This window comes from Pseudosulfitobacter pseudonitzschiae (assembly GCF_002222635.1).
GTDB classification, from domain to species: domain Bacteria; phylum Pseudomonadota; class Alphaproteobacteria; order Rhodobacterales; family Rhodobacteraceae; genus Pseudosulfitobacter; species Pseudosulfitobacter pseudonitzschiae_A.
The window spans coordinates 1,906,737-1,929,685 of record NZ_CP022415.1 but is presented as its reverse complement, the minus strand read 5'-3'; the positions used below and the strand labels follow the sequence as shown (position 1 = coordinate 1,929,685).

Below are 22,949 nucleotides of genomic sequence, written 5' to 3'. Positions count from 1 at the left end.
CGGGATATTTCCGGCCAAAAGAAAACGCGGTTTAGCTGGGCTTGAGGGTCTCATAGACTTTGCCAATGCCGTCTGCTTCGGCTTTGGCCGAGAAGTCGGTGCAGGCGGTGGCGCGGGCGGCTTTGGCCATTTCTTCAAAGCGCACCGTCAGGACTGTGCGCGCGGCTTGGGCTGCGGTCTCGGGCGTGGCGATCAGCCCTGCGGCGCCATTCTTGCTGAAGGCCGTGTAATAGCCTGCGTCGGTGCCCACAAAGGGCACGCCGCTGGCCATGCCTTCGAGGGGGGCCATGCCATAGCCTTCGTAGCGGGGCAGTTGTACCACAAGGCTGAGCGCGCGCATCAGGGCGGGCAGGCTGGCGGGGGGGACTTCTCCGGGGAACAGGATGCGGTCACCGAGCCCTGCGGCGGCTATTTGCGATTTGAGGTCTTTCAGAAAAGTCTGATGTTCGCGGGCGGCGCGGCCAATGACAAGTGCTGTGGCATCGGGCAGGTCCGGAAGCAGGTCGATCATTGCGGAAACGAACCTGTCGGTGCCTTTTTCGGGGCGGATGCGACCAACTGTGGCGATGCCTTGGCTGCCTGTGTACCCCAAGGCGGCCCAAGCATCCGCGCGGTCGGGCGCGGGCGAAAACAGGTCGGTGTCGACGCCGTGCGGGACAGTGGCGCGGACATGCGGGACAAAACCTGCGGCCTTGTCGGTGGTGGCGATGACCGCATCCATGCGGCTGATCAGCCAGCGCGGAAAGGCCGAATGGCGGCGCTGCGCGGCAGAGGTAAAGACGATCTTGACTGGCAGGCGCAACACGTCGCGGGCCCAGATTGCAGCGCGCATTTCCGTGTTGCGGCGCACGTGCCAGATGCAAGGCTGGTTTGACAGCGCGCGGGCCTGTTTGACGGTGATGGGTGGCGGACAGCCGGGCAGGGGCTGACCCACCAGATGCAGGTCGTAGCGGTCGGCCTGTTGGCGCACCACATTGGCTGCCGTGGCCGAGACTCCGGTGAAATTGCGGTTGAAGTTGGTGACAAAGACGCGCTGTCTCATGGGCCAAGATCCAGTGCCGTGACCAGCCGTGCCGCAATGTCTGCCGCGCCGGTATCACGTTTGGCGACGAAATCGCTGGCGGCAATGCGTGCGTGCGCCAGCGCTTGGGGGGTGTCGATCCAGTGCAGGGCGCGTTCACCCAGATCACGCCCGTCGGCCACCAGTTGCACCGCGCCGCATGCTTCGAGCGGGGCGAAGGTTTCGGCAAAGTTCGACAGATGCGGGCCGGTCAGGATCGCAGCTCCGGCTTGCGCCACCTCGTAGGGATTGTGCCCGCCATGCGGTTGCAGCGATCCACCCAGAAACACAAAAGGCGCCAGCGCATACCACAGCCCCATCTCGCCCAGCGTGTCGGCCAGAAAGACCTGCGCATCCGGCTCTTGCCCTTCTGTGCGGCGGGTGTGCGTCAGGCCCATGTTCCGGATCAGGTCGGCTACTTCGTCGCCGCGATCGGGATGACGGGGGGCCAGAATCAGCAGCGCGTCGGGATGGGTTTGCAGCACATGCGCATGGGCCAGCAGGGCGTCGGCCTCTTCGCCCACATGGGTCGAGGCGGCAACCCATGTGGGGCGCCGTGCGATGATTTCGGCCAGACGGCTGCGTGCGGCGCCGTGGACCGGCAGGGCGGGCGACAGGCTTTTGAGGTTAAAGCCTGCTTCAACCTTGGTGTGTGGCGGCGCAAGTGCCGTGAGCGCCTTGGCCATATCGTCGTTCTGGGTCAGGATCAGGCGGAACTGGCCCAGAATAAACGCAGCCGTGCGCGGAAATTTGGCCCATCGGGACAGCGAGCGCTGCGACATGCGCGCGCCGACCATCGCCAGCGGCACGTTTGCCCGATGCGCGCGCACCAGAATTTGCGGCCAGAGTTCGGATTCGACAAAAACCGCCGCATCGGGCCGCCAGCGCTTCAGGAACCGTTTCACTGGGCCTGCGGAATCCAGCGGCGCAAACTGGTGAACACAGCGCGGCGGCATCCGTGCCTCGATCATGGCCGCTGACGTGGGTGTGCCCGAGGTGATCAGAAACCGCGTCTGTGGCAATTGTACCCCGATGGCAGTGATCAGCGGCAGCACCGACAGGCTTTCCCCGACCGAAGCCGCATGAAACCAGATCAGAAGCCCGCCGGGCCGCTGTTGTGTGGTCTGCCCCAGAATTTCATGGGCACGGTGCACCGCCACCCCGTCGCGGCGCAGACGCCTGATGCGCAGATGGGCGGCAAACGGTACCACCAGTGCAGCCAAAACCACATAGGCACGATAAAGGGCGGTCGGGCGCATTCAGCCGCCGGTGTGGCTCATGTGGCGGGGCATTTGCCCGTCGGCCTGCTGGCGGGAATAGTCGAAATCGTGGCCCTTGGGTTTGATGCCGATGGCCTGACGGATGGCCGCATGAAGGGGCGCGTCATCGTCCGGGTGGGCGCGCAGGGGCGCACGCAGGTCCATCATGTCTTCCTGACCCAGACACAGGTAAATTTCGCCGGTGCAGGTCAGACGCACGCGGTTGCAGCTTTCGCAGAAATTATGGCTGAGCGGGGTGATAAAACCGATCTTTTGGCCGGTCTCTTCCAGACGCACATAGCGGGCGGGGCCGCCTGTGCGCTCGGCCAGATCGGTCACTGTATAATGTTCGGCATAGCGCGCGCGCACGTCTTTCAGCGACCAATACTGTCCCAGACGGTCCTCGTTGCCCAGATCGCCCATCGGCATCACCTCGATCCACGTCAGGTCCATGCCGCGGTCGGCACACCACTGCGTGATCGCGGGCAGTTCGTCTTCATTAAAACCTTTGAGTGCCACGGCGTTGATCTTGACGTGCAGACCGGCGGCCTGTGCCGCATCAATGCCGCGCAGCACCTGGGGCAGGCGCCCCCAGCGGGTGATCTCGGCGAATTTCTTCTCGTCCAGCGTATCTAGCGAGATGTTCACGCGGCGCACGCCTGCGGCGTAGAGATCTTTGGAAAACCGTTCCAGCTGGCTGCCGTTGGTGGTCAGGGTCAATTCCTTCAGCGTGCCTGCGTCCAGATGACGGGCCATGCTGTTGAAGAACGTCATGATCTCGCGCCGCACCAAAGGTTCGCCGCCGGTGATCCGCAGCTTTTCCACGCCCAGATCGACAAAGGCCGTGCACATGCGGTCCAGTTCTTCCAGCGTCAGAAGTTCTTTCTTGGGCAGAAAGGTCATGTTTTCCGACATGCAATAGACACAGCGAAAATCACATCTGTCGGTGACAGAGACGCGCAGATAGGTGATGGCGCGGGCGAACGGGTCAATCAGAGGTGCATTCATACCCACATAGGTAAGGGCGGCGGGAAAGCGCAGCAAGGGGGAATGCACGTTGATGCGCTTTGCGGGCTGTGGTTATCTGGATGTTATGAAAACGATACCCCTGATCCTGATTTGCGCGCTTTTCCTTACGGGCTGTGCGCAACTGCCCGAATTTCTGCAGCCGCGCCGGGATTCGGCGGAAACCGGCACCGGCGGCGCAGGTGGAGAAACGCGACCCCAATCGCGGCCTGCCGCTGTTGCGCCTGTGACGGGGGCACGCACCGTTGCCGAATTTGACACCGTCAGCGCCGAGGACAAGGCCGCAGCCAGCGCACCCGCGCCGGTGGGGGGCTCCTTGGGTATTACAGTGGCGTCGCTGGGCAGCCCGTCCGAGCCCGGATTGTGGCTGAAAACCCCGCTGGTCAAAAGCGAGCAGGCCGGTCGGGTAAGTTATGCGGGCACGGGCAAATCGGTGGCGGTGACGCTGATCCCGATCGACGGGCCTGCAACGGCGGGCAGCCGCATGTCACTGTCGGCCTTTCAGACGCTGGGTGCACCGCTGACTGGGTTGCCCGAAGTCGAGGTGTTTACGGCATCATAAGCGGTGGCGCGCGCCGCCGGTGTTTCGGGAGCCTGCGGCGCGAGTTTATTTGGCAAGGTGAAGGCAGGGGCAATGCCCTAAAGGTATTTGGCCGCATCCTTGCGGGCAAATACCTTCATCGTGTCGCCGTGTTTCGCCAGAAAGGCGCGGGTGCGGTCGGGATCGTGTTTGCTGAGATCGCGCAGCCACCACGAAATGGCCTTTTGGATAAACCAGCGTCCGTCGGGCGCATAGCTTGCAGCCCAGCCCAGTATGCGGTCGCGGGCTTCGGCCTCGTGCGGTTTGGGGTGGTTCTGTTTGGTCCACGGTAGGGTGATGACCAGTGCGGCACGTTTGGTCCACATGTGATCGCTGGTGGTCCAGTCTTCGATCTCGTCCAGACGGGACGGGTCGGCGATCAGGCGTTTTTGGCCCGCCAAGCAGGCATGATCGGCGATGGCCCAACTGTCGAAGTCGGGCGCCCAGGATTTGATCAACGCCCAAGTGGTATCGTCAGGTGTGATCCGGGCCTGTGTCAGTACTTTGGCGGCAGCAATGCGCGCCTCGAAGATATCGGTTTTCCACAGTCCGTCGGCCAGCGCCACGCGGGTTTCGATATCCAGTTCTTGCCGCCATGTCTTGGTCAGGTCGTTCAGCACCGGATTGGGCACGCCCAGATAGGTGCGGTCGGCCTTGTGATAGGCCTGTGCGCCCGTCGCCCGTTCGGGATCGGCATGTGCGGTGATTTCGGCAAGCGCCGCTTCGGGTGTCATGTGTCGGTGTCCAATATATGTGTAGGCAGACCGTTGATGCTGGTCTGGTTGCGGTCGGCCCAATAGGTGCTCAGACCGTCGGGGCCTTTGTCTTCGGCCCATTTTTGCAAGGTGTCGCGGGGGCCTGCGTGGTCGTAATAGGGCACCGCATACCCGCAGGAAGTTTGCAGCATGTCCACCGTCACGTCATAGATCTGGCGGGTGCCAAGGGCGGGGGGGAACTGCGCGTTCAGGCTGGCAAAATCCGCATCGCGCGGGTGCAGGGTGCGGGCAGTGCCATAGGCGCGCATAATCATCGGGCGTTTTTCGAACCCGCACCACATCAGCGTGATGCGGTTGTGCAGGGCCAGATGGGCGGCGGTTTCGTTGCCCGATCCGGTCAGGTTGCGCCAGACAATCCGGTTGGGCGACAACACGCGCAGGCTGTCCATCCCCTTGGGGCTGATGTTCACATGGCCGGTGTCGGCAGCGCTGCCCACAAAAAACATATGCTGGGCGGCGATGAAATCGGCGTGATCCTGTTCGATCCGGTCAAACTGTTTGCCCATTATTCCACCGTCACCGATTTGGCCAGATTGCGCGGCTGGTCCACGTCGGTGCCTTTGGCAACGGCGGTGTGATAGGCCAGCAGTTGTGCGGGCAGCGCGTAAAGAATGGGGGCCACGGCGTTGTGAACCTGCGGCATCTCGATCGAGGCCCAGACACCTTCGCCGGCCTCTTTCAGCCCTTCGGAATCCGAGATCAGAACGACCTTGCCCTTGCGCGCCATGACCTCTTGCATGTTGCTGACGGTCTTTTCGAACAGCACATCGCGTGGCGCCATCACCACCACGGGCACATGTTTGTCGATCAGTGCGATGGGGCCATGTTTCAGTTCGCCTGATGCATAAGCTTCGGCATGTATATAGCTGATTTCTTTCAGCTTAAGCGCTCCCTCAAGTGCCAGGGGGTACATCAGTCCACGGCCCAGAAACAACACGTCACGCGCCTCGGACAGGCGGCGGGCGGTGTTTTGCATTGCACCGTTCTGCTCAAGCGCCACGGACATCAGCGCAGGCAATCCGCGCAGGGCCGAAACGTGATCGGCCAGCGCATCCGCCGACAGCGTGCCACGATCCGACGCGGCCTTCAGCGCCAGCATCAGCAGTACGGTCAGTTGGCAGGTGAACGCCTTGGTCGAGGCGACGCCCACTTCGATGCCCGCGTGGATCGGCAACGCCAGATCGCTTTCGCGCGCGATCGAGCTTTCGGGGACATTGACCACCGACAGGATGCGCGCGGCTTTGCCTTCGCAATAGCGCAGCGCGGCCAGCGTGTCGGCAGTTTCGCCCGATTGCGACACGAACAGCGCCAGCGTGCGGTCGGGGATCGGCGGCTCGCGATAGCGGAACTCGGACGCGACATCGACCTCGACGGGAATGCGTGCAATCTGTTCGAACCAGTATTTCGCCGTCAGACAGGCGTAATAGGCGGTGCCGCACGCAACCAGCGTCAGCCGGTCGATGTCGTTGAAATCCACGCCGGGATCGGGCAGGGCGATATGGCCTTCGGCGGTCAGGTAGTTGGCCAGCGCATTGCCGATCACCGTGGGCTGTTCGGCGATTTCCTTGGCCATAAAGTGTTTGTGGCCGCCCTTGTCGACGCGGGTGGCGTCGATCTGGATTGTCTTGACCGCGCGATTGGCCAGCGTGCCGTTGGCGTCGTGGATTTCCAGCGAGGTGCGGGTAACAACCGCGCGGTCGCCTTCCTCAAGATAGGTGATCCGGTCGGTCAGCGGAGCCAGCGCTATGGCATCCGATCCCACGAACATCTCGCCGTCGCCGTGCCCGATAGCCAGAGGCGAACCCTTGCGTGCGGCGATAATCAGGTCGTCCTGCCCCTGAAACAAAAAGGCCAGCGCAAAGGCACCGTGCAGCCGGTCCAGCGTCTGGTTGGCAGCCGACACAGGGTCTGCGCCACGGTCCATGTACATCTGCGCCATAAGGGCGACGGTTTCGGTGTCGGTTTCCGTGACAAACGCGATGCCCGCTTCGGCCAGTTCAGCGCGCAGCTCGCGAAAGTTTTCGATGATGCCGTTGTGTACCACAGCCACCGGTCCCGCCTGATGCGGGTGCGCGTTGGCAACCGAAGGTGCACCGTGCGTGGCCCAGCGGGTGTGGCCGATGCCAGCCTTGCCCGCCAGTGGTTCATGCACCAGCAGGTCGCTGAGGTTCACCAGCTTGCCCACCGCGCGGCGGCGGTCCAGCGTGCCGTGGTTCACGGTGGCGATGCCTGCGCTGTCATAGCCGCGATATTCCAGACGCTTCAGCGCCTCGACCAGAATGGGGGCAACCTCGTGGTTGCCCAGAACGCCAACGATTCCGCACATCTTAGTTGCCCCTTGTTTGTCTGGCCTTTTTGGCACGCAGCATCTGCATCAGCTTGCGCGCCATTCCTGGCTTTTCGGTTTGGTGGGCGCGGGCGATGGCCAGCGCACCGTCTTCGACGTCGGATGTGATAACCGAACCCGAGGCTGTCATAGCCTCGTTGCCGATGGACACAGGGGCCACCAGCATAGTGTTTGATCCGATAAAGGCGCGCGCGCCGATGTGGGTGTGGTGTTTCAACACGCCGTCATAATTGCAGGTGATGGTGCCTGCGCCGATATTGGCGCCGGCCCCCACAAATGCATCTCCGATATAGCTGAGGTGATTGACCTTGGCCCCTGCGTCAATGGTCGCATTCTTGATCTCGACAAAGTTGCCGACGCGTACATCTTCGGACAGCTCGGCACCCGGACGCAGACGGGCATAGGGGCCAACGACCCCGCCGCGTGCCACATGGCAGCCTTCAAGGTGCGAGAACGCGCGGATGCGGGCACCGGATTCGATCGTCACTTCGGGGCCGAAAAACACATGCGGCTCGATCACAGTATCGCGGCCAATGACGGTGTCATAAGCGAAATAGATGCTGGCAGGGTCCAGCAGGGTCACGCCGTCTTCCATTGCTGTGGCGCGGGCGGCCTGCTGGAACAACGCATCGGCTGCGGCCAGTTCCGCGCGCGAATTGATGCCCAGCGTTTCCGCCTGCGGGCAGGTGACGACGCCGGCACTCAGCCCGCGTGCGCGGGCAAGGCCGATAATGTCAGTCAGGTAATATTCGCCTGCCGCATTGTCGTTGGTCACCGCATCCAGCAGCGAAAACAGCGTGGCGGCATCACAGGCCACAACGCCTGAATTGCACAGGGTGATGGCGCGTTCGGCTTCGGTGGCGTCGTTGAATTCTACAATCGCTTCAAGCGTTTCGCCCGCCATCTTCAAGCGGCCATAGCGTCCCGGATCGGTCGCCTCGAACCCCAGAACCACAACGTCTTGCGTGCTGCGTGCGTCGATCATCGCTTGCAATGTCTCGGGGCGCACGAAGGGCGTATCGGCATAAAGCACGATCACCGTGCCGTCAAAACCGTCCAGCGCCGCGCGGGCCTGTTGTACCGCATGGCCGGTGCCCAACTGCTCGTCTTGTACAACAACCTGCGTTTCTTCGTCATATTCCTGTACGACCTGAGTGACAGCTTCGGCACCGTGGCCTGCGACGACAACCATGCCTGCGGGTTCCAGTGACCGCGCCGCTTGCAGTGCGTGCACCAGCATGGGCGCGCCTGCGATGGGGTGGAGGACTTTCGGAATGTCCGAATTCATCCGCGTGCCTTTGCCAGCGGCAAGGATGACCGTCGCGATGCTCATGCCAAATCTCTTTGTGTTCTTGGTGTGACCGTTTTATCCATCTTGCCATGCGGCGCAACCGTTGGCCCCATCAAACAAGATTGCTGGCCGTAACACGAACAATGACAGGACGGCAATGATCCGCCCATCAGGAGACAGGCATGACATCGGTAATCTTTGATCTGGACGGCACTTTGGCAGACACCAGCGGCGATTTGCTGGCCGCCGCGAACGTGTGTTTTCGCGATATGGGCGCGGGCGATGTGCTGACTGCGGCCGACGCGGGGGCGGCGCTGCGCGGCGGGCGGGCGATGCTGGCCTTGGGGCTGACGCGGCTGGGCCGGTTGGACGAGGCGCTGATTGCGAAGTATTATCCCGTGCTGCTGGAGGCCTATGATGGTGCAATTGATCTGCATACCGTGATGTATCCCGGCGCGATGGAGGCAGTTGCGGCGATCAAGGCGGACGGCTTTGCCGTGGGCATCTGCACCAACAAACCCGCCGCACTGGCGGAAAAACTGCTGCAATCGCTGGGGGTGCGTGATGCATTCGCGTCGATGATCGGGGCCGATACGCTGCCCGTGCGCAAACCCGATCCCGCACCCCTGCTTGCGGCCGCGCGGGCTGCGGGCGGATCTGATACCTGCATCCTGATCGGTGACAGCGACACCGACCGCAACACCGCACGGGCCGCAGGCGTGCCATCGGTTCTGGTCACCTTCGGCCCCTCGGGCGAGGATATGGCGGCACTGGAACCCGAAGCATTGCTGCATGATTACGCCGATCTGCCCGCACTGGCGCGTCACCTGCTGCGCGGCGAGGCCGCCGCATGAGCGAGGTGTTCGAGGGCAGCTTTACCCAACAAGAGTCGATCCCCGAGGCAGGCATAGAAGCCGCCGTGCGGGTGATGCGCCACGGGCGTTTGCATCGTTACAATACTGTGGGGGATGAAGTGGCCGAAGCGGCCATGCTGGAACAGGAGTTTGCGGCACTGGTCGGGGCAAAATACTGCCTGGCGGTGGCGTCGGGCGGCTATGCGATGGCCACGGCGCTGCGGGCGATCGGTGTCAAACCGGGCGGCAGGGTGCTGTCCAACGCCTTTACGCTGGCCCCTGTTCCGGGGGCGATTGCCTCGCTTGGAGCTGTGCCGGTCTTTGTTGGTGTAACCGAGGATCTGACGATTGATCTGGATGATCTGGACGCCAAGGGCGGGCAGGCCCGTGTGCTGCTGCTAAGCCATATGCGCGGACACATCTGCGACATGGACGCGCTGATGGCGATCTGTGACCGGCATGGCATTCAGGTGGTCGAGGATTGCGCCCACACGATGGGGGCGGCGTGGAACGGCGTGCCGTCGGGGCGACATGGTGTGGTGGGATGTTATTCCTGCCAGACCTACAAACACGTGAACGCGGGCGAGGGCGGTTTGCTGGTGACCGACGATGCCGACGTCGCAGCGCGGGCTGTGATGCTGTCGGGCAGCTATATGCTGTACGAACGTCATCTGGCAGCTCCCCCCGCAGAAGTGTTCGAGGAGTTGCGTTATACAACGCCCAACATCTCGGGCCGGATGGACAACCTGCGCGCCGCGATCCTGCGTCCGCAACTGGCCGCACTTGAAACCCAGTGCGCCCGCTGGAACGCGCGGTACAAAGTGCTGGAAGACGGCGTGCGCGGCACACCGGGCCTGAAGGTTGTGGAACGCGCCGAGGTGGAACGTATCGTCGGCTCGTCCTTCCAGTTTCTACTGCTGGACTGGGATGTCGCCAAGCTGCAAGCCGTCATAAAACGCTGTGCCGCCCGCGGGGTCGAGCTGAAATGGTTCGGCGCGCCCGAACCCACCGCATTCACGTCGAAATACGACAGTTGGCGCTATGCCGCATCCGAGGCGATGCCCGCCACCGACAGGGTGCTGGCGGGCATCGTGGACATGCGGGTGCCGCTGACCTTTTCGACCGATGACTGCGCATTGATCGCGCGGATCATCCGCAGCGAGGTGTCGGCGGTCTATCAGGCCGCCTGAGCGCTAGTCGGACCCGTATAGCGGCACCGTGGACATGCTGACCTTGGCGCTGCCTTGGGTCAGCTCGCGGGCGTGGGCCACATAGATCAGCGTCTGGTTCGCCTCGTCAAATATCCGTTTGACGCGCAGGGTTTTAAGCACGATGGACCGCGACGTGCGAAACACATCCTCGCCATCTTCGCTGCGGTCGATGTCACCCACTTTGATCGGGCCGGTCTGGCGGCAAGAGATCGACGAGTTTGATGGATCTTCGAACCAGTTGCCGTTGGCCAGCCGGTCGATCAGGCCGCGATCGAAATAGGCGATATGACAGGTGACACCCGCAACGTCCGGATCAGGGATCGCTTCGATCACGATGTCATTGCCTGCCCAGTCGACACCGATTTCGCCCACCTGATCGGCCTGCGCTGCGCTGCCGGTTCCCAGCAGTGCGGCGATGATCCACGTGCTCAGACGGGTCAAAACGTCAGTACCCCGTACGTGCCCAAATCGGGCTTTTTGTCGGTCAGATTGGCCTTGGCGACCTCATAGAAGAACCGCGCGCTGCCATCGGTCAGCCAGACCTCGGCCTTGGACGGTTTCATCCGGACAAGGCAGACGTCAACGTCGTGCTCTCCGCCCTCGAACCAGGCGTCGGCGGCGGGCGACCACAGTTCGTCCAGCACCTCTTTGTCGCTTACAACATCCAGCGCACCTTCGATGGTGGCGTAAAGTTTGTTGTGCTGGCAGGCGACCAGATAGGTTGCCGCACTGCCCAACTTGGCGGCGTCGGCGATGTCGGTGCCATGCGCGGTGATGAACCACAGCACCTGTTCGTCATCGTCACGAATGTTGTGCGACATCGGGCGGGCGCGGTCGCTGGGTGTGGCCAGCATACCGGCCGTTATGCCTTCCAGGCGGTCCCAGAATGTCTCTTTTATCCCGGATTGTCTGTCATGATCTTTCATGGCGGATGTCCTTTTTCATGCTGCATTCGCAGCTCAACGCATCATCTCGGCGCTTGTTCCGCGGCAGGGGTGGTGATCATACTTGACCGGACGGGGCGCGGGCATGTAAGTAATGAACAAGCGTTCAATAACGGGAGGTATGCGCGGATGTTTACCCATTCAATGACGTTCGATCTGGGCGAGGATGCCAACAGCCTGCGCGAAATGGTGCACCGCTGGGCACAAGAGCGCGTGCGCCCGATGGCGCACCAGATCGACCAGACCAACGAATTCCCCCACGCTCTGTGGGCCGAGATGGGTGAGTTGGGCCTGCTGGGCATCACCGTAGAGGAAGAATTCGGCGGATCGGGCATGTCCTATCTGGCGCATACCGTCGCCGTGGAAGAGATTGCGCGCGCGTCGGCCTCTGTCTCGCTTTCTTATGGCGCCCATTCGAACCTCTGCGTGAACCAGATCAAGCTGAACGGCACGCCCGAGCAAAAGGAGAAATACCTGCCCGGTCTGGTCAGCGGCCAGCACGTCGGTGCCTTGGCCATGTCCGAACCGGGTGCGGGCAGCGATGTGGTCAGCATGAAGCTGCGGGCCGAAAAGCGGAACGATCACTTCCGGCTGAGCGGCAACAAATACTGGATCACCAACGGCCCCGATGCCGACACGCTGGTGGTCTATGCGAAAACCGACCCCGATGCGGGCAGCCGTGGCATCACCGCGTTCCTGATCGAAAAAGACATGGTCGGCTTTTCCACCTCGCCGCATTTCGACAAGCTGGGGATGCGTGGCAGCAACACCGCCGAGCTGATCTTTGACGGCGTCGAAGTGCCGTTCGAGAATATCTTGGGCGAAGAGGGCAAGGGCGTTGCTGTGCTGATGTCGGGCCTTGATTACGAACGTGTTGTGCTGGCGGGCATCGGGCTTGGGATTATGGCCGCCTGTCTGGACGAGGTCATGCCCTATGTCTCCGAGCGCAAGCAGTTCGGCCAGCCTATCGGGAACTTCCAGCTGATGCAGGGCAAGATTGCCGACATGTATACGGCGATGAACAGCGCGCGGGCCTACGTCTACGAAGTGGCGCGGGCCTGTGACAAGGGCACCGTGACCCGTCAGGATGCGGCGGCGTGCTGTCTTTATGCCTCCGAGCAGGCAATGGTGCAGGCGCATCAGGCCGTACAGGCGCTGGGCGGGGCTGGGTTCCTGTCCGACAGTCCGGTGAGCCGTCTGTTTCGCGACGCCAAGCTGATGGAGATCGGGGCCGGCACATCGGAAATCCGCCGGATGCTGATCGGTCGCGAATTGATGGGTGCGATGGCGTGACGAACGCGTGGTCCCGTGAACGCGACATTCGGGGCCTGCGCCGTGCATAGGTCTGCGCCCGCACTGCCACGCTGGCTGCGTTGGATGCCGCTGGTGGTGGTGACGCTGTTGGGTGCGCTTTGGGTGTTCCGGTTGGGCTGGATCTGGGCGCATCTGGATGAAAGTGCTCTGCTGGACCATTACGCACGGCTTTACGTGGCCGAGACGGGCGCGGGCGCCAGCCCGAGCGATTGTGTCGGGCGTCCGGGGGAACAGGCAGCGGTGCGGCTGGTGATTAGTTGCACCACGCCGCAAGGGAGCAGGCGGGTCTACCTGATTGGCCGGTTCGGCGGTCTGCTGGACCAGCTTCCCGCGCCGCGAAACGCGGCAGAGACATAAGCGGCGGCGCGGTGTCGTCGTGTGAAGGGAGAGGGAATATCATGCTACTCAAACGTGCCTTGATCGCAACCGTTCTGGCCGCCCCTGTGACCCCGTTGGCGGCACAAGATCTGGCGTTTACATCGACTATCACCGCTTCATGCCTGTCGAATGCACCTGATATGGCGGGACAGATGGCCTGTATTGGCACATCAGCCAACGCCTGCATGGAAGACACGCCGGGCGGCTTTTCGACGGTGGGCATGTCGGGCTGTCTGGACCGCGAATTGCAGTATTGGGATGCCAAGCTGAACGAAAACTATGGCGCGGCCCGCACAAGGGCGCGTGCGGATGACGATTACCTGAATGGGACGCCTTCGGAAACCGCCCTGCGCGACATGCAGCGGGCATGGATCACCTTTCGCGATGCAACTTGCGACTATGAACGCGCACAGTGGGGTGGTGGCACGGGGGGTGGACCTGCGACGGTGGGCTGTCTGATGCGCCTGACCGCGATGCAGGCGCTGTATCTGGCCGACAGCGGGATCGGTGAATGACCACCCTGCCCAACATTGCACAAACCTGTCTGGACCATGAACCGGACAAGGTGGCCATCATAAACCTGTCCGAGGGGCGGCGCCGTGATGTGCGCTATGGCGATCTGGCGGATATGGTCGACGGCATCGCGCGCGCGCTGCTGACACAGGTAGCGCCGGGCGACCGCGTGGGCGTGCTGCTCAGCCAGACGCCGTGGTGTGCCGCGGCGCATCTGGCGATCTGGAAGGTGGGCGCAATCTCGGTGCCGCTGTTCAAGCTGTTCCAGCATGACGCTCTGGCGGCACGGATCAGCGATGCGGGTGCCGCACTGGTGCTGACCGACGCCGAAGGGGCAGTACTGCTGGGCGATCTGGCGACACCCGTGATGGCGGCAAGCTGCGGTATTGCGGGTGGTCCGGTGGACTATGCTGCGGGCGGCGCGGAGGTGCCTTGCGTGCTGATCTACACCTCGGGCACCACCGGCACGCCAAAGGGGGCGCTGCACGGGCACGGCGTGCTTGAGGGGCATCTGTCCGGTGTCAGCGCCAGCCACGACCATCTGGGCCAGCCGGATGATTGCTTGTGGACCCCCGCCGACTGGGCATGGATCGGCGGGCTGTTCGATGTGCTGATGCCCGGCCTGCGGCTGGGCGTCCCTGTGGTCGCCGCACGCATGCCGAAATTCGACGTGGACCGCTGCGCGCAGATCATCGCGGAGGGTGGCGTGCGCAACGTGTTTTTCCCGCCCACCGCCTTGCGGATGCTGAAAGCCGCAGGGGCAAAGCTGCCCGGTCTGCGCACGGTTGCCAGTGGCGGCGAGCCTTTGGGCGCCGAGATGCTGGCGTGGGGGCGGGATGCTTTTGGCGTGCAGATCAACGAGTTTTACGGGCAGACCGAATGCAACATGGTCGCCAGCAGCTGTGCCGTCGATTTTCCGCCGCGTCCGGGCTGTATCGGCAAGGCGGTCGCGGGCTTTGACATCGCGGTGATCGACGATGCGGGCCAGCCCACGGACGGGGAAGGCGACATTGCCATCCGGCGCGGCGCGCCCAGCATGATGCTGGGCTACTGGCAGCGGGCGCAAGCTACCGCCGAAAAGTTTCACGGCGACTGGATGCTGACCGGCGATCGCGGCCTGTGGGAAGGTGATTATCTGCGGTTCGTGGGCCGCGAGGATGATGTGATCACCTCGTCGGGCTACCGCATCGGCCCCGCCGAGATCGAAGATTGTCTGATGACCCACCCCGATGTGGCGACTGTGGGTGTCGTCGGCAAGCCCGACCCGATGCGCACCGAGATCGTCAAGGCCTATGTGGTGCTGAAGGACGGCGCCACGGCGACGGAACAGACCCTGCAAGACTACGTCAAAGCGCGACTGGCGCAATATTCCTACCCGCGCGAAATCGCATTTCTGGATGCGCTGCCGATGACGGTGACGGGCAAAGTGATCCGCAAGGCGCTGCGTGCGCAAGCGGTGGCAGAAACTGGGAAAGGGACGGCATGAAACTGACGTCACAGATCTTGACAACTTCGGCCGATTTCAAGGCCAACCAGCAGGCGCATGAAGCGGCGCTGCAACAGGTGCAGGAGGCGGCGCAGGCGGCCACCCTGGGCGGCGGCGAGCGGTCGCGCGACCGGCATGTAAGCCGCGGCAAGATGCTGCCACGCGAACGGGTGGCGAACCTGCTGGACCCGGGCAGCCCGTTTCTGGAGGTGGGTGCCACAGCCGCGCACGGCATGTACGAAGGTGCCGCACCCGGCGCCGGCGTGATCACCGGCGTGGGCCGCGTGATGGGCCGCGACGTGATGGTGGTGTGCAATGATGCGACCGTAAAGGGTGGCACCTATTACCCGATGACGGTCAAGAAACACCTTCGCGCACAGGAAATCGCCGAGGCAAACCATCTGCCCTGCATCTATCTGGTGGACAGCGGTGGCGCGAACCTGCCCAATCAGGACGAGGTCTTTCCCGACCGCGACCACTTTGGCCGTATCTTTTTCAATCAGGCGCAGATGAGCGCCAAGGGCATTCCGCAGATCGCCGTGGTGATGGGATCGTGCACGGCGGGCGGGGCCTATGTGCCTGCGATGTCGGACGTGACGATCATCGTGCGCGATCAGGGCACGATCTTTCTGGCGGGCCCGCCGCTGGTGAAGGCGGCCACGGGCGAGGTGGTCAGCGCCGAGGATCTGGGCGGTGGCGATGTGCACACGCGCCTGTCCGGGGTGGCCGACTATCTGGCCGAGGACGACACACATGCGCTGGCGCTGGCGCGGCGCGCGGTGGGATCGCTGGAGGGGGCGGGGACGCGTTTTGCGTCCGGTGCTGTCAGCTATGATGAGCCTGCCTATGATCCTGCGGAACTGCTGGGCGTGGTGCCTGCGGATGCACGCACGCCCTATGACATCCGCGAGGTGATCATGCGGCTGGTCGACGGCAGTGTGTTCGACGAGTTCAAATCGCGCTTTGGCGAAACGCTGGTCTGCGGCTTTGCCCACGTCAAAGGCACGCCTGTCGGCATTATCGCGAACAACGGCGTGCTGTTTTCGGAAGCCGCGCAAAAGGGCGCGCATTTTGTCGAGCTGTGTTCGCAGCGCAAGATCCCGCTGGTGTTCTTGCAGAACATCACCGGCTTCATGGTCGGGCGCAAATACGAAAACGAAGGCATCGCGCGGCACGGGGCCAAAATGGTGACGGCAGTGGCCACCACTTCGGTGCCCAAGATCACCATGCTGGTCGGCGGCTCGTTCGGGGCGGGTAACTATGGCATGGCGGGGCGCGCCTATTCGCCCCGGTTCCTGTGGACCTGGCCCAACAGCCGCATCAGCGTCATGGGCGGCGCACAGGCGGCGGGCGTGTTGGCCACGGTCAAACGCGACGGCATGGAAGCGCGCGGCGAGACATGGAGCGCGCAAGACGAGCAGGCGTTCAAACAGCCCACGATTGATATGTTCGAAGAACAATCGCACCCGCTTTATGCCAGTGCGCGGCTGTGGGACGACGGGGTGATCGACCCGCGCAAAAGCCGTGATGTGCTGGATCTGAGTCTGCGGGCCAGCCTGAATGCGCCGATCGAAGATACGCGGTTCGGTCTGTTCCGGATGTGAGACTGGCCAGCGGAGGACGGGGGCCAGCCCCCGGACCCCCGGGATATTTGGGGCCAAAAGAAACGGGCCTGTTGAAAGATGTAGAAGGACGGGAATGATGTTTGACACGATCCTGATTGCGAACCGCGGCGAGATTGCCTGCCGCGTGATGGAGACGGCGCAGGGCATGGGGGTGACCTGTGTGGCGGTCTATTCGGATGCGGATGCAAGCGCCAAGCATGTGGCGATGGCGGATCGGGCCGTGCACATCGGCGGCGCGGCCCCGTCCGAGAGCTATTTGCGCGGCGACGTGATCATTCGCGCAGCCTTGGATACGGGCGCGCAGGCGATCCATCCGGGGTATGGGTTCTTGTCGGAGAACCCGGATTTCGTCGAGGCGGTCGAGGCGGCCGGTTTGATCTTTATCGGGCCGTCGGCCAGTGCGATCCGCGCGATGGGTTTGAAAGACGCGGCCAAGGCGCTGATGGTCGAGGCAGGCGTGCCGGTTGTTCCAGGCTATCACGGGTCGGACCAGTCGGATGATCTGCTGGCAAAAGAGGCGGAAAAGATCGGCTTTCCGGTGCTGATCAAGGCCGTGGCAGGCGGTGGCGGCAAGGGGATGCGGCAGGTCGATGCCGCAGAGGGGTTTCAGGAGGCGCTGGCGTCGGCACGCTCCGAGGCAAAGGCCGCCTTTGGCAACTCGGACGTGCTGGTCGAGAAATTCGTAAGCAAGCCGCGCCATATCGAAGTGCAGGTCTTTGGCGACGGAACCCGAGCTGTGCATCTGTTCGAGCGGGACTGTTCGCTGCAACGCCGCCACCAGAAGGTGATCGAAGAGGCGCCAGCGCCCGATATGACGCCCGAAATCCGCGCCGCAATGGGGGCAGCGGCGGTGCGTGCCGCAGAGGCGATCGGCTATGCGGGGGCTGGCACGGTCGAATTTATCGTCGACGGCTCGGACGGGTTGAATGCCGACGGGTTCTTTTTCATGGAGATGAACACGCGGCTGCAGGTCGAGCATCCGGTGACCGAGGCGATCACCGGTGTTGATCTGGTGGAATGGCAACTGCGCGTGGCGGCGGGCGAGGCGCTGCCTGCGGCACAGAACGACCTGACCATCAGCGGACACGCATTTGAGGCGCGGCTTTATGCCGAGGACGTGCCGAAGGGTTTCTTGCCCGCGACCGGCACGCTGACGCATCTGCAATTTCCTGACGGCTGCCGCGCAGACAGCGGGGTGCGGGCAGGCGATGTGATCAGCCCGTTTTACGATCCGATGATTGCCAAGGTGATCGTGCACGGCCCGACGCGTGACGTGGCGCTGGCACGGTTGCGGGCGGCACTGGCAGGCACGCAGGTGGGGGGCACTGTCACCAACCTTGCGTTTCTGGGGGCGCTGGCAGGGCACGCGGGTTTTGGCCGGGGCGAGGTCGACACCGGCCTGATCGGGCGCGATCTGGACGAACTGGTGGCCGCCCCCGAGGCCGCGCCGCGTCATGCGGTGGCGGCGGGGATGGTGGCCTTGGGGTTGGACCGGCCTGCGGCGGATACGGGCTTTGCGCTGTGGGCGCCGCTGCGGCGTGCCTTGACGCTGGTGCACGGCGAGGCCGACATTGTGTTGCACGTCGATGTGCTGGGCCCCATGGCGCAGGATTGGGTCGTGGATGGCACTGCGGTGGCCGTACGCCGTGTCGGTGCGCTTTGGCAGATCGACGGACAGGCAGCGCCGGACGTGGCGCAGGCGGGCGCGCAGATCACTGTCTTTGACGGCTATGGGCTGGCCTATGGTGTTGTGGACCCGCTGGAACGCGCGAGTGCCGCAGGCGGCGATGGCAACCTGATCGAAGCGCCGATGCCGGGGCTGGTGCGGTCGCTTTTTGCCAAGGCGGGGCAGGCGGTCAAGGCGGGCGAACGGCTGGCTATTCTCGAAGCGATGAAGATGGAGCACAGCCTGCTGGCTGTGCGCGATGGCATTGTGGCCGAAGTGCTGGTGGAAGAGGGCGCGCAAGTCGAAGCGGGCGCGGCACTGGTGCAATTGGAACCGGAAGCCTAGGCTGTTCACAGCAAGGGAGGAATTGCCATGAGTCTGGGTGTTTGCGAGATTTTCGAAGTCGGTCCGCGTGACGGGTTGCAGAACGAACCGAACGAGATTTCGGTGGCCGATAAGGTGGCCTTGGTCGACATGCTGAGCCGCGCTGGTTTCAGCCGCATCGAATGTGCGTCTTTTGTCAGCCCAAAGTGGGTTCCGCAGATGGCGGGCAGCGCCGAGGTGCTGGCGGGAATCACCCGGGGCGATGGCATCCGCTATGCCGCCTTGACGCCCAACATGCGCGGGTTCGAGGACGCGCAGGCGGCAGGCGCGGACGAGATCGCGGTCTTTGCCTCGGCGTCGGAAGGGTTTTCCAAGGCCAACATCAACGCCACCATCGCAGAATCGCTGGAACGGTTCGCGCCGGTGATCGAGGCTGCGCGGCACATTGATCTGCCGGTGCGCGGCTATGTGTCTTGCGTGGTGGAATGCCCCTATGACGGCGCGGTTGCGCCGCAGGCCGTGGCCGATGTGGCGGACAAGCTGTTCGGCATGGGCTGTTACGAGATCAGCCTGGGCGACACCATCGGCAAGGGCACGCCGGACGCCGTGGCGCGGATGCTGCTGGCGGTACGTGATGTGGTGCCTGCGGGCCGACTGGCCGGGCATTTCCATGACACCAATGGCCGTGCGATGGACAATATCGACGCGGCACTGGCGATGGGTCTGCGGGTGTTCGACGCGGCGGTGGGTGGTTTGGGCGGATGCCCCTTTGCCCCTGGTGCGGCCGGTAATGTGGCGACCGAAGCGGTTGCGGCGCATCTGAAACGGCTGGGCTATCAGACCGGACTGGATGCCGATGTGATCGCCGAGGCTGCCGCCTTTGCCATAAGCCTGCGCAGTTAGGCGTACAAGAAGGACAGGAATATGTACGAAACGATTTCGATCGACGTGGATGCACGCGGTGTGGCCACGCTGATGCTCGACCGGCCCGAAAAGCACAACGCCATGTCGGCGCAGATGCTGGCCGAACTGACACAGGCGGCAGGGGCGCTGGGCACGGATGACACGGTGCGCGTGGTGGTGCTGACCGGTGCGGGCAAATCGTTCTGTGCAGGCGGCGATCTGGACTGGATGCGCGAACAGATGGCCGCCGACCCTGACACCCGTGCCCGCGAGGCGGGCAAGCTGGCGCATATGTTGCAGGCGCTGAACACCATGCCCAAGCCGCTGATCGGTGCTGTGCAGGGCAATGCCTTTGGCGGGGGCGTCGGCATGGCGTCCGTCTGCGATGTGGCGCTGGGGGCGGATCATCTGAAGATGGGCCTGACCGAGGTGCGTCTGGGCATCATCCCCGCCACCATCGGCCCCTATGTCATTGCCCGCATGGGTGAGGGACGTGCGCGGCGGGTGTTCTTCTCGGGCCGTCTGTTCGACGCGCCCGAGGCTGTGGAACTGGGCCTGTTGGCGCGCGTGGTGCCATGCGGTGATCTGGCGGCGGCAGTCGAGGCCGAAGTGTCGCCCTACCTCAGCACCGCCCCCGGTGCCGTCGCATCGGCCAAGGCGCTGGCGCGCAGTCTGGGGCCGCGCATTGATGCGGACACCATCGACATGACCGTGCAGGCGTTGAAAAACCGGTGGGAGACCGAGGAAGCCGCCGAAGGGATCGGCGCGTTTTTCGACAAGCGCAAGGCGGCGTGGATGGTGTGAACTGCGAGGCGTGCAGAACGCTGACCGGACTGTACAGATGGTCGACTTTGAGGCCTACCTTAGCTTTCGTCAGCGTGCGGCGAATAACCGAAACCCAATTGACCGTTCCGATAAATCAGGTAGGAAAATGAGTGTAGCCTTGCTCGGGCCTCCCCCCTCCACTGGGGCAGCATTCGACATGCGGAGCGATACTATTTCGAACCCAACCTGTTCGAGCACGCGCATAAGGAGGGATTGCGGAGACCGCTCGAAAGAGGAGGTTCAGGATGAGACTGTCATCACCAATCTATAAACTAAAGCGCCGGGCAAAATTTCTGGTACGCGGAAACGACGTCAAGCTCCACGAGGCACTCAACCAGATTGCCGCCGAAGAAGGCTTCAAGGATTGGAGTCATTTAGCATCTAACTACTCCAAAGCGACCCCTGCCAAGGAGATCGTGAAGCAGTTAGGTGCAGGCGACATGCTGCTTATCGGTGCCCGCCCCGGCCACGGCAAAACCCTTCTGGGGCTGGAACTGACTGCGTTGGCTGAAAAGATCAATCGTACAGGATATTTTTTCACCTTGGACTTTAATGAAGCCGATGTCCGGGATCGGTTTGAAAAGCTTGGATTCGACCCCAAGGGATTTGACCGCCCCGTCGTCGTTGATACCTCGGACAACATCTGTGCCGATTATGTCATCGAATGCCTCAACAAGTCATCTGATGATGCGTTGGTAGTGATCGACTACTTGCAGCTATTGGATCAACGAAGGCGCAATCCTCCGCTCGAAGAACAAGTCCGGGCACTGAGGGCATTTGCCACCAAATGCGGGGCGATTGTTGTCATGATCTCACAGATTGACCGCACTTTTGAGCTATCCTCAGGTCTCATGCCAAGCATCGATGACATTCGATTGCCAAATCCCCTCGATCTGTCACTCTTCGATAAACGATGTTTTTTGCATGACGGCGAAGTCCAGATCGAGAAGGCGGCGTAAGTCAGGCCAAACTTGCTTTACAGGCTTTCGCAGAAGGTCCGCAATGTCCCACACTGCGGACCAAGAGCGCACCGCGTCACCGCATGGCCGGTTCGGGTCCGTTCGTGATCTCGCCACATAGGGCAGCGCCCGGCGTGCTGCTGTAAGCGCGCCATTGGCGTGACGGCGTTGCGGGTCTTGTTTCAGGCTGTGTGATCAGGTGCCGATACCAGGTAAACTTTGACACGTCTGAAGGCACTGCCCGCTCTTCGCCCGATCCATCCCTCTCGAACCCGTCCAAAACCGTCTTGCTTCTGTTGACCCTGCCCATCGGGCGGCGTAAACCTGCCCCAGTCTTGAGGGCCGCGCGACGCCGTGCGCTGGCAAAGCAAAGGAACCACACGTGGACGAGATGCTGCGGGAATACCTTCCCATTCTGGTTTTTCTGGCCGTTGCCATTGCATTGGGCCTGATTCTGATCCTTGCCGCATTGGTCATCGCGGTGCGCCGTCCCGACCCCGAAAAGGTCAGCGCCTATGAATGCGGGTTCAACGCATTCGACGATGCGCGGATGAAATTCGATGTGCGGTTCTATCTGGTGTCGATCCTGTTCATCATCTTCGATCTGGAAATCGCCTTTTTGTTCCCCTGGGCTGTCGCGTTCAAGGACATCAGCATGACAGGCTTTTGGTCGATGATGGTTTTCCTTGGCGTTCTGACCGCCGGATTTGCCTATGAGTGGAAAAAAGGCGCGCTTGAGTGGCAATAAGCCACGCCTAAGCGCCCCGTTGAAAAGCCGCCCCCCAACAGGGCGGCTTTTGTCATTTCGGGGGGCGGGTGCTAAAGTGCCGCAGGCCAAGGCCGATTTGCGGGGCGTTTTGCTGATGGCAGAGCGGCTTGGCCGCGTTTTCCCTGTGATGGGGCAAGCATGTCGCGTTGACGCTCTGGCGGGGCTGGGCTACACCCGACACCAACATGCGGGTCGCGGGAATTTCGCAACCCGTCATCCCGACAAAACGCTGGAGCGAAGCGCATATGTCAATTGCCACATCACCGAACGCTGCGGGGGCAGACCGCGAGGTCGCAACCCAGAGCCTGAACGCCGAGTTGCAGGACAAAGGGTTTCTGCTGACCTCGACCGAGGACCTGATCAACTGGGCCCGCACCGGCAGCCTGCACTGGATGACCTTTGGTCTGGCCTGCTGCGCGGTCGAGATGATGCACACGTCGATGCCGCGCTATGATCTGGAACGGTTCGGCACCGCGCCGCGCGCCTCTCCGCGCCAGTCGGATCTGATGATTGTTGCGGGCACGCTGACCAACAAGATGGCCCCGGCCCTGCGCAAGGTTTACGACCAGATGCCCGAGCCGCGTTATGTGATCTCGATGGGATCCTGCGCCAACGGCGGCGGTTATTACCACTACAGCTATTCGGTTGTGCGCGGGTGTGACCGTATCGTGCCGGTCGACATCTACGTGCCGGGCTGCCCCCCCACGGCCGAGGCGTTGTTGTATGGTATCATGCAACTGCAGCGCAAAATGCGCCGCACCGGGACCATCGTCCGCTGAGCCGGATGCGGGGATATACCTCCGCCACGGCGGCGGGCAGGGGTGTGGCAACGGCCGCAC

General features: G+C 62.8%; 23 protein-coding genes. 14 read left to right on the top strand and 9 right to left on the bottom strand.

All coding sequences use genetic code 11. From position 1 onward, the window contains the following. Positions 1-31: 31 nt before the first annotated feature. From SULPSESMR1_RS09355 to moaA, 3 genes are read right to left on the bottom strand one after another with little or no spacing between them, the layout of a single operon-like run. Complete coding sequence (locus SULPSESMR1_RS09355) at positions 32-1,042, bottom strand: glycosyltransferase family 4 protein (RefSeq protein WP_089420566.1); 1,011 nt, start codon at positions 1,040-1,042, stop codon at positions 32-34. After that, positions 1,039-2,319 (bottom strand): 3-deoxy-D-manno-octulosonic acid transferase, encoded by a 1,281-nt coding sequence (locus tag SULPSESMR1_RS09350; RefSeq protein WP_089420565.1) that lies wholly within the window; start codon positions 2,317-2,319, stop codon positions 1,039-1,041. Before SULPSESMR1_RS09350 ends, SULPSESMR1_RS09355 begins: the two co-directional genes overlap by 4 nt. Then, positions 2,320-3,327, bottom strand: coding sequence for a GTP 3',8-cyclase MoaA (gene moaA / locus SULPSESMR1_RS09345; RefSeq protein WP_089422259.1), 1,008 nt, complete (start codon positions 3,325-3,327; stop codon positions 2,320-2,322). Between the two features lie 85 nt (positions 3,328-3,412). On the opposite strand from moaA, the gene SULPSESMR1_RS09340 reads away from it, so the two are divergent. Further along, positions 3,413-3,907, top strand: a complete 495-nt coding sequence (locus SULPSESMR1_RS09340; protein ID WP_089422258.1) for a hypothetical protein — start codon at positions 3,413-3,415, stop codon at positions 3,905-3,907. Positions 3,908-3,984: 77 nt separating this feature from the next. On the opposite strand, the gene SULPSESMR1_RS09335 is transcribed toward SULPSESMR1_RS09340, so the two are convergent. From SULPSESMR1_RS09335 to glmU, 4 genes are read right to left on the bottom strand one after another with little or no spacing between them, the layout of a single operon-like run. Next, positions 3,985-4,659 (bottom strand): DNA alkylation repair protein, encoded by a 675-nt coding sequence (locus tag SULPSESMR1_RS09335; protein ID WP_089420564.1) that lies wholly within the window; start codon positions 4,657-4,659, stop codon positions 3,985-3,987. Continuing rightward, on the bottom strand, positions 4,656-5,207 hold the full coding sequence (locus SULPSESMR1_RS09330; protein ID WP_089420563.1) for a pyridoxamine 5'-phosphate oxidase family protein: 552 nt from the start codon (positions 5,205-5,207) through the stop codon (positions 4,656-4,658). The genes SULPSESMR1_RS09335 and SULPSESMR1_RS09330 overlap by 4 nt, the downstream gene beginning before the upstream one ends. Then, positions 5,207-7,027, bottom strand: coding sequence for a glutamine--fructose-6-phosphate transaminase (isomerizing) (glmS, locus tag SULPSESMR1_RS09325; protein WP_089420562.1), 1,821 nt, complete (start codon positions 7,025-7,027; stop codon positions 5,207-5,209). The genes SULPSESMR1_RS09330 and glmS overlap by 1 nt, the downstream gene beginning before the upstream one ends. A gap of 1 nt (position 7,028) precedes the next feature. Beyond that, positions 7,029-8,381 (bottom strand): bifunctional UDP-N-acetylglucosamine diphosphorylase/glucosamine-1-phosphate N-acetyltransferase GlmU, encoded by a 1,353-nt coding sequence (glmU, locus tag SULPSESMR1_RS09320; protein ID WP_089420561.1) that lies wholly within the window; start codon positions 8,379-8,381, stop codon positions 7,029-7,031. Between the two features lie 140 nt (positions 8,382-8,521). Here glmU and SULPSESMR1_RS09315 point away from each other — a divergent pair, with 140 nt between their 5' ends. Continuing rightward, positions 8,522-9,193 carry an HAD-IA family hydrolase gene (locus SULPSESMR1_RS09315; RefSeq protein WP_089420560.1) on the top strand — a complete coding sequence of 224 codons (672 nt, stop codon included), beginning with the start codon at positions 8,522-8,524 and terminating at the stop codon, positions 9,191-9,193. Beyond that, on the top strand, positions 9,190-10,383 hold the full coding sequence (locus SULPSESMR1_RS09310; protein ID WP_089420559.1) for a DegT/DnrJ/EryC1/StrS family aminotransferase: 1,194 nt from the start codon (positions 9,190-9,192) through the stop codon (positions 10,381-10,383). Before SULPSESMR1_RS09315 ends, SULPSESMR1_RS09310 begins: the two co-directional genes overlap by 4 nt. A gap of 3 nt (positions 10,384-10,386) precedes the next feature. Here the strand turns inward: SULPSESMR1_RS09310 and SULPSESMR1_RS09305 are convergent, their stop codons facing one another. Both SULPSESMR1_RS09305 and SULPSESMR1_RS09300 read right to left on the bottom strand, forming a co-directional pair. Next, entirely contained in the window at positions 10,387-10,836 is a 450-nt protein-coding gene (locus SULPSESMR1_RS09305) for a CreA family protein (protein ID WP_089422257.1), read from the bottom strand. 5 nt (positions 10,837-10,841) lie between these two features. Next, complete coding sequence (locus SULPSESMR1_RS09300) at positions 10,842-11,330, bottom strand: pyridoxamine 5'-phosphate oxidase family protein (RefSeq protein WP_089420558.1); 489 nt, start codon at positions 11,328-11,330, stop codon at positions 10,842-10,844. Between the two features lie 147 nt (positions 11,331-11,477). On the opposite strand from SULPSESMR1_RS09300, the gene SULPSESMR1_RS09295 reads away from it, so the two are divergent. The 11 genes from SULPSESMR1_RS09295 to SULPSESMR1_RS09245 all read left to right on the top strand — a co-directional run bounded on the left by SULPSESMR1_RS09295 (position 11,478) and on the right by SULPSESMR1_RS09245 (position 22,889). Next, the gene (locus SULPSESMR1_RS09295) at positions 11,478-12,641 is read left to right on the top strand and encodes an isovaleryl-CoA dehydrogenase (RefSeq protein ID WP_089420557.1); all 1,164 of its coding nucleotides are present in this window, start codon (positions 11,478-11,480) and stop codon (positions 12,639-12,641) included. Between the two features lie 15 nt (positions 12,642-12,656). After that, complete coding sequence (locus tag SULPSESMR1_RS09290; protein WP_157728994.1) at positions 12,657-13,019, top strand: hypothetical protein; 363 nt, start codon at positions 12,657-12,659, stop codon at positions 13,017-13,019. 41 nt (positions 13,020-13,060) lie between these two features. Next, positions 13,061-13,555: a lysozyme inhibitor LprI family protein gene (locus SULPSESMR1_RS09285; protein WP_089420555.1), complete on the top strand. Its 495-nt coding sequence runs from the start codon at positions 13,061-13,063 to the stop codon at positions 13,553-13,555. After that, entirely contained in the window at positions 13,552-15,039 is a 1,488-nt protein-coding gene (locus SULPSESMR1_RS09280; RefSeq protein WP_089420554.1) for an AMP-binding protein, read from the top strand. Before SULPSESMR1_RS09285 ends, SULPSESMR1_RS09280 begins: the two co-directional genes overlap by 4 nt. Next, positions 15,036-16,643 carry a carboxyl transferase domain-containing protein gene (locus SULPSESMR1_RS09275; protein WP_089420553.1) on the top strand — a complete coding sequence of 536 codons (1,608 nt, stop codon included), beginning with the start codon at positions 15,036-15,038 and terminating at the stop codon, positions 16,641-16,643. Before SULPSESMR1_RS09280 ends, SULPSESMR1_RS09275 begins: the two co-directional genes overlap by 4 nt. Positions 16,644-16,740: 97 nt before the next feature. Beyond that, positions 16,741-18,675 (top strand): biotin carboxylase N-terminal domain-containing protein, encoded by a 1,935-nt coding sequence (locus SULPSESMR1_RS09270; RefSeq protein WP_089422256.1) that lies wholly within the window; start codon positions 16,741-16,743, stop codon positions 18,673-18,675. Between the two features lie 27 nt (positions 18,676-18,702). Continuing rightward, on the top strand, positions 18,703-19,557 hold the full coding sequence (locus SULPSESMR1_RS09265) for a hydroxymethylglutaryl-CoA lyase (RefSeq protein WP_089420552.1): 855 nt from the start codon (positions 18,703-18,705) through the stop codon (positions 19,555-19,557). 21 nt (positions 19,558-19,578) lie between these two features. Continuing rightward, a complete protein-coding gene (locus SULPSESMR1_RS09260) occupies positions 19,579-20,361 on the top strand; it encodes a crotonase/enoyl-CoA hydratase family protein (RefSeq protein ID WP_089420551.1) in 783 nt (260 codons plus the stop codon). 266 nt (positions 20,362-20,627) lie between these two features. Continuing rightward, positions 20,628-21,341 (top strand): DNA helicase, encoded by a 714-nt coding sequence (locus SULPSESMR1_RS09255; protein WP_089420550.1) that lies wholly within the window; start codon positions 20,628-20,630, stop codon positions 21,339-21,341. A 382-nt stretch (positions 21,342-21,723) separates the two neighbouring features. After that, entirely contained in the window at positions 21,724-22,089 is a 366-nt protein-coding gene (locus tag SULPSESMR1_RS09250; RefSeq protein WP_028956106.1) for an NADH-quinone oxidoreductase subunit A, read from the top strand. 266 nt (positions 22,090-22,355) lie between these two features. Continuing rightward, positions 22,356-22,889 (top strand): NuoB/complex I 20 kDa subunit family protein, encoded by a 534-nt coding sequence (locus SULPSESMR1_RS09245; protein WP_028956107.1) that lies wholly within the window; start codon positions 22,356-22,358, stop codon positions 22,887-22,889. The last annotated feature ends 60 nt before the right edge of the window (positions 22,890-22,949 follow it).

Bases quoted from the DNA above. Each gene is read 5' to 3' on its own strand.
- SULPSESMR1_RS09355 (WP_089420566.1), bottom strand. From the start codon at position 1,042: ATGAGACAGCGCGTCTTTGTCACCAACTTCAACCGCAATTTCACCGGA.
- SULPSESMR1_RS09350 (WP_089420565.1), bottom strand. From the start codon at position 2,319: ATGCGCCCGACCGCCCTTTATCGTGCCTATGTGGTTTTGGCTGCACTG.
- moaA (WP_089422259.1), bottom strand. From the start codon at position 3,327: ATGAATGCACCTCTGATTGACCCGTTCGCCCGCGCCATCACCTATCTG.
- SULPSESMR1_RS09340 (WP_089422258.1), top strand. From the start codon at position 3,413: ATGAAAACGATACCCCTGATCCTGATTTGCGCGCTTTTCCTTACGGGC.
- SULPSESMR1_RS09335 (WP_089420564.1), bottom strand. From the start codon at position 4,659: ATGACACCCGAAGCGGCGCTTGCCGAAATCACCGCACATGCCGATCCC.
- SULPSESMR1_RS09330 (WP_089420563.1), bottom strand. From the start codon at position 5,207: ATGGGCAAACAGTTTGACCGGATCGAACAGGATCACGCCGATTTCATC.
- glmS (WP_089420562.1), bottom strand. From the start codon at position 7,027: ATGTGCGGAATCGTTGGCGTTCTGGGCAACCACGAGGTTGCCCCCATT.
- glmU (WP_089420561.1), bottom strand. From the start codon at position 8,381: ATGAGCATCGCGACGGTCATCCTTGCCGCTGGCAAAGGCACGCGGATG.
- SULPSESMR1_RS09315 (WP_089420560.1), top strand. From the start codon at position 8,522: ATGACATCGGTAATCTTTGATCTGGACGGCACTTTGGCAGACACCAGC.
- SULPSESMR1_RS09310 (WP_089420559.1), top strand. From the start codon at position 9,190: ATGAGCGAGGTGTTCGAGGGCAGCTTTACCCAACAAGAGTCGATCCCC.
- SULPSESMR1_RS09300 (WP_089420558.1), bottom strand. From the start codon at position 11,330: ATGAAAGATCATGACAGACAATCCGGGATAAAAGAGACATTCTGGGAC.
- SULPSESMR1_RS09295 (WP_089420557.1), top strand. From the start codon at position 11,478: ATGTTTACCCATTCAATGACGTTCGATCTGGGCGAGGATGCCAACAGC.
- SULPSESMR1_RS09285 (WP_089420555.1), top strand. From the start codon at position 13,061: ATGCTACTCAAACGTGCCTTGATCGCAACCGTTCTGGCCGCCCCTGTG.
- SULPSESMR1_RS09280 (WP_089420554.1), top strand. From the start codon at position 13,552: ATGACCACCCTGCCCAACATTGCACAAACCTGTCTGGACCATGAACCG.
- SULPSESMR1_RS09275 (WP_089420553.1), top strand. From the start codon at position 15,036: ATGAAACTGACGTCACAGATCTTGACAACTTCGGCCGATTTCAAGGCC.
- SULPSESMR1_RS09270 (WP_089422256.1), top strand. From the start codon at position 16,741: ATGTTTGACACGATCCTGATTGCGAACCGCGGCGAGATTGCCTGCCGC.
- SULPSESMR1_RS09265 (WP_089420552.1), top strand. From the start codon at position 18,703: ATGAGTCTGGGTGTTTGCGAGATTTTCGAAGTCGGTCCGCGTGACGGG.
- SULPSESMR1_RS09260 (WP_089420551.1), top strand. From the start codon at position 19,579: ATGTACGAAACGATTTCGATCGACGTGGATGCACGCGGTGTGGCCACG.
- SULPSESMR1_RS09255 (WP_089420550.1), top strand. From the start codon at position 20,628: ATGAGACTGTCATCACCAATCTATAAACTAAAGCGCCGGGCAAAATTT.
- SULPSESMR1_RS09245 (WP_028956107.1), top strand. From the start codon at position 22,356: ATGTCAATTGCCACATCACCGAACGCTGCGGGGGCAGACCGCGAGGTC.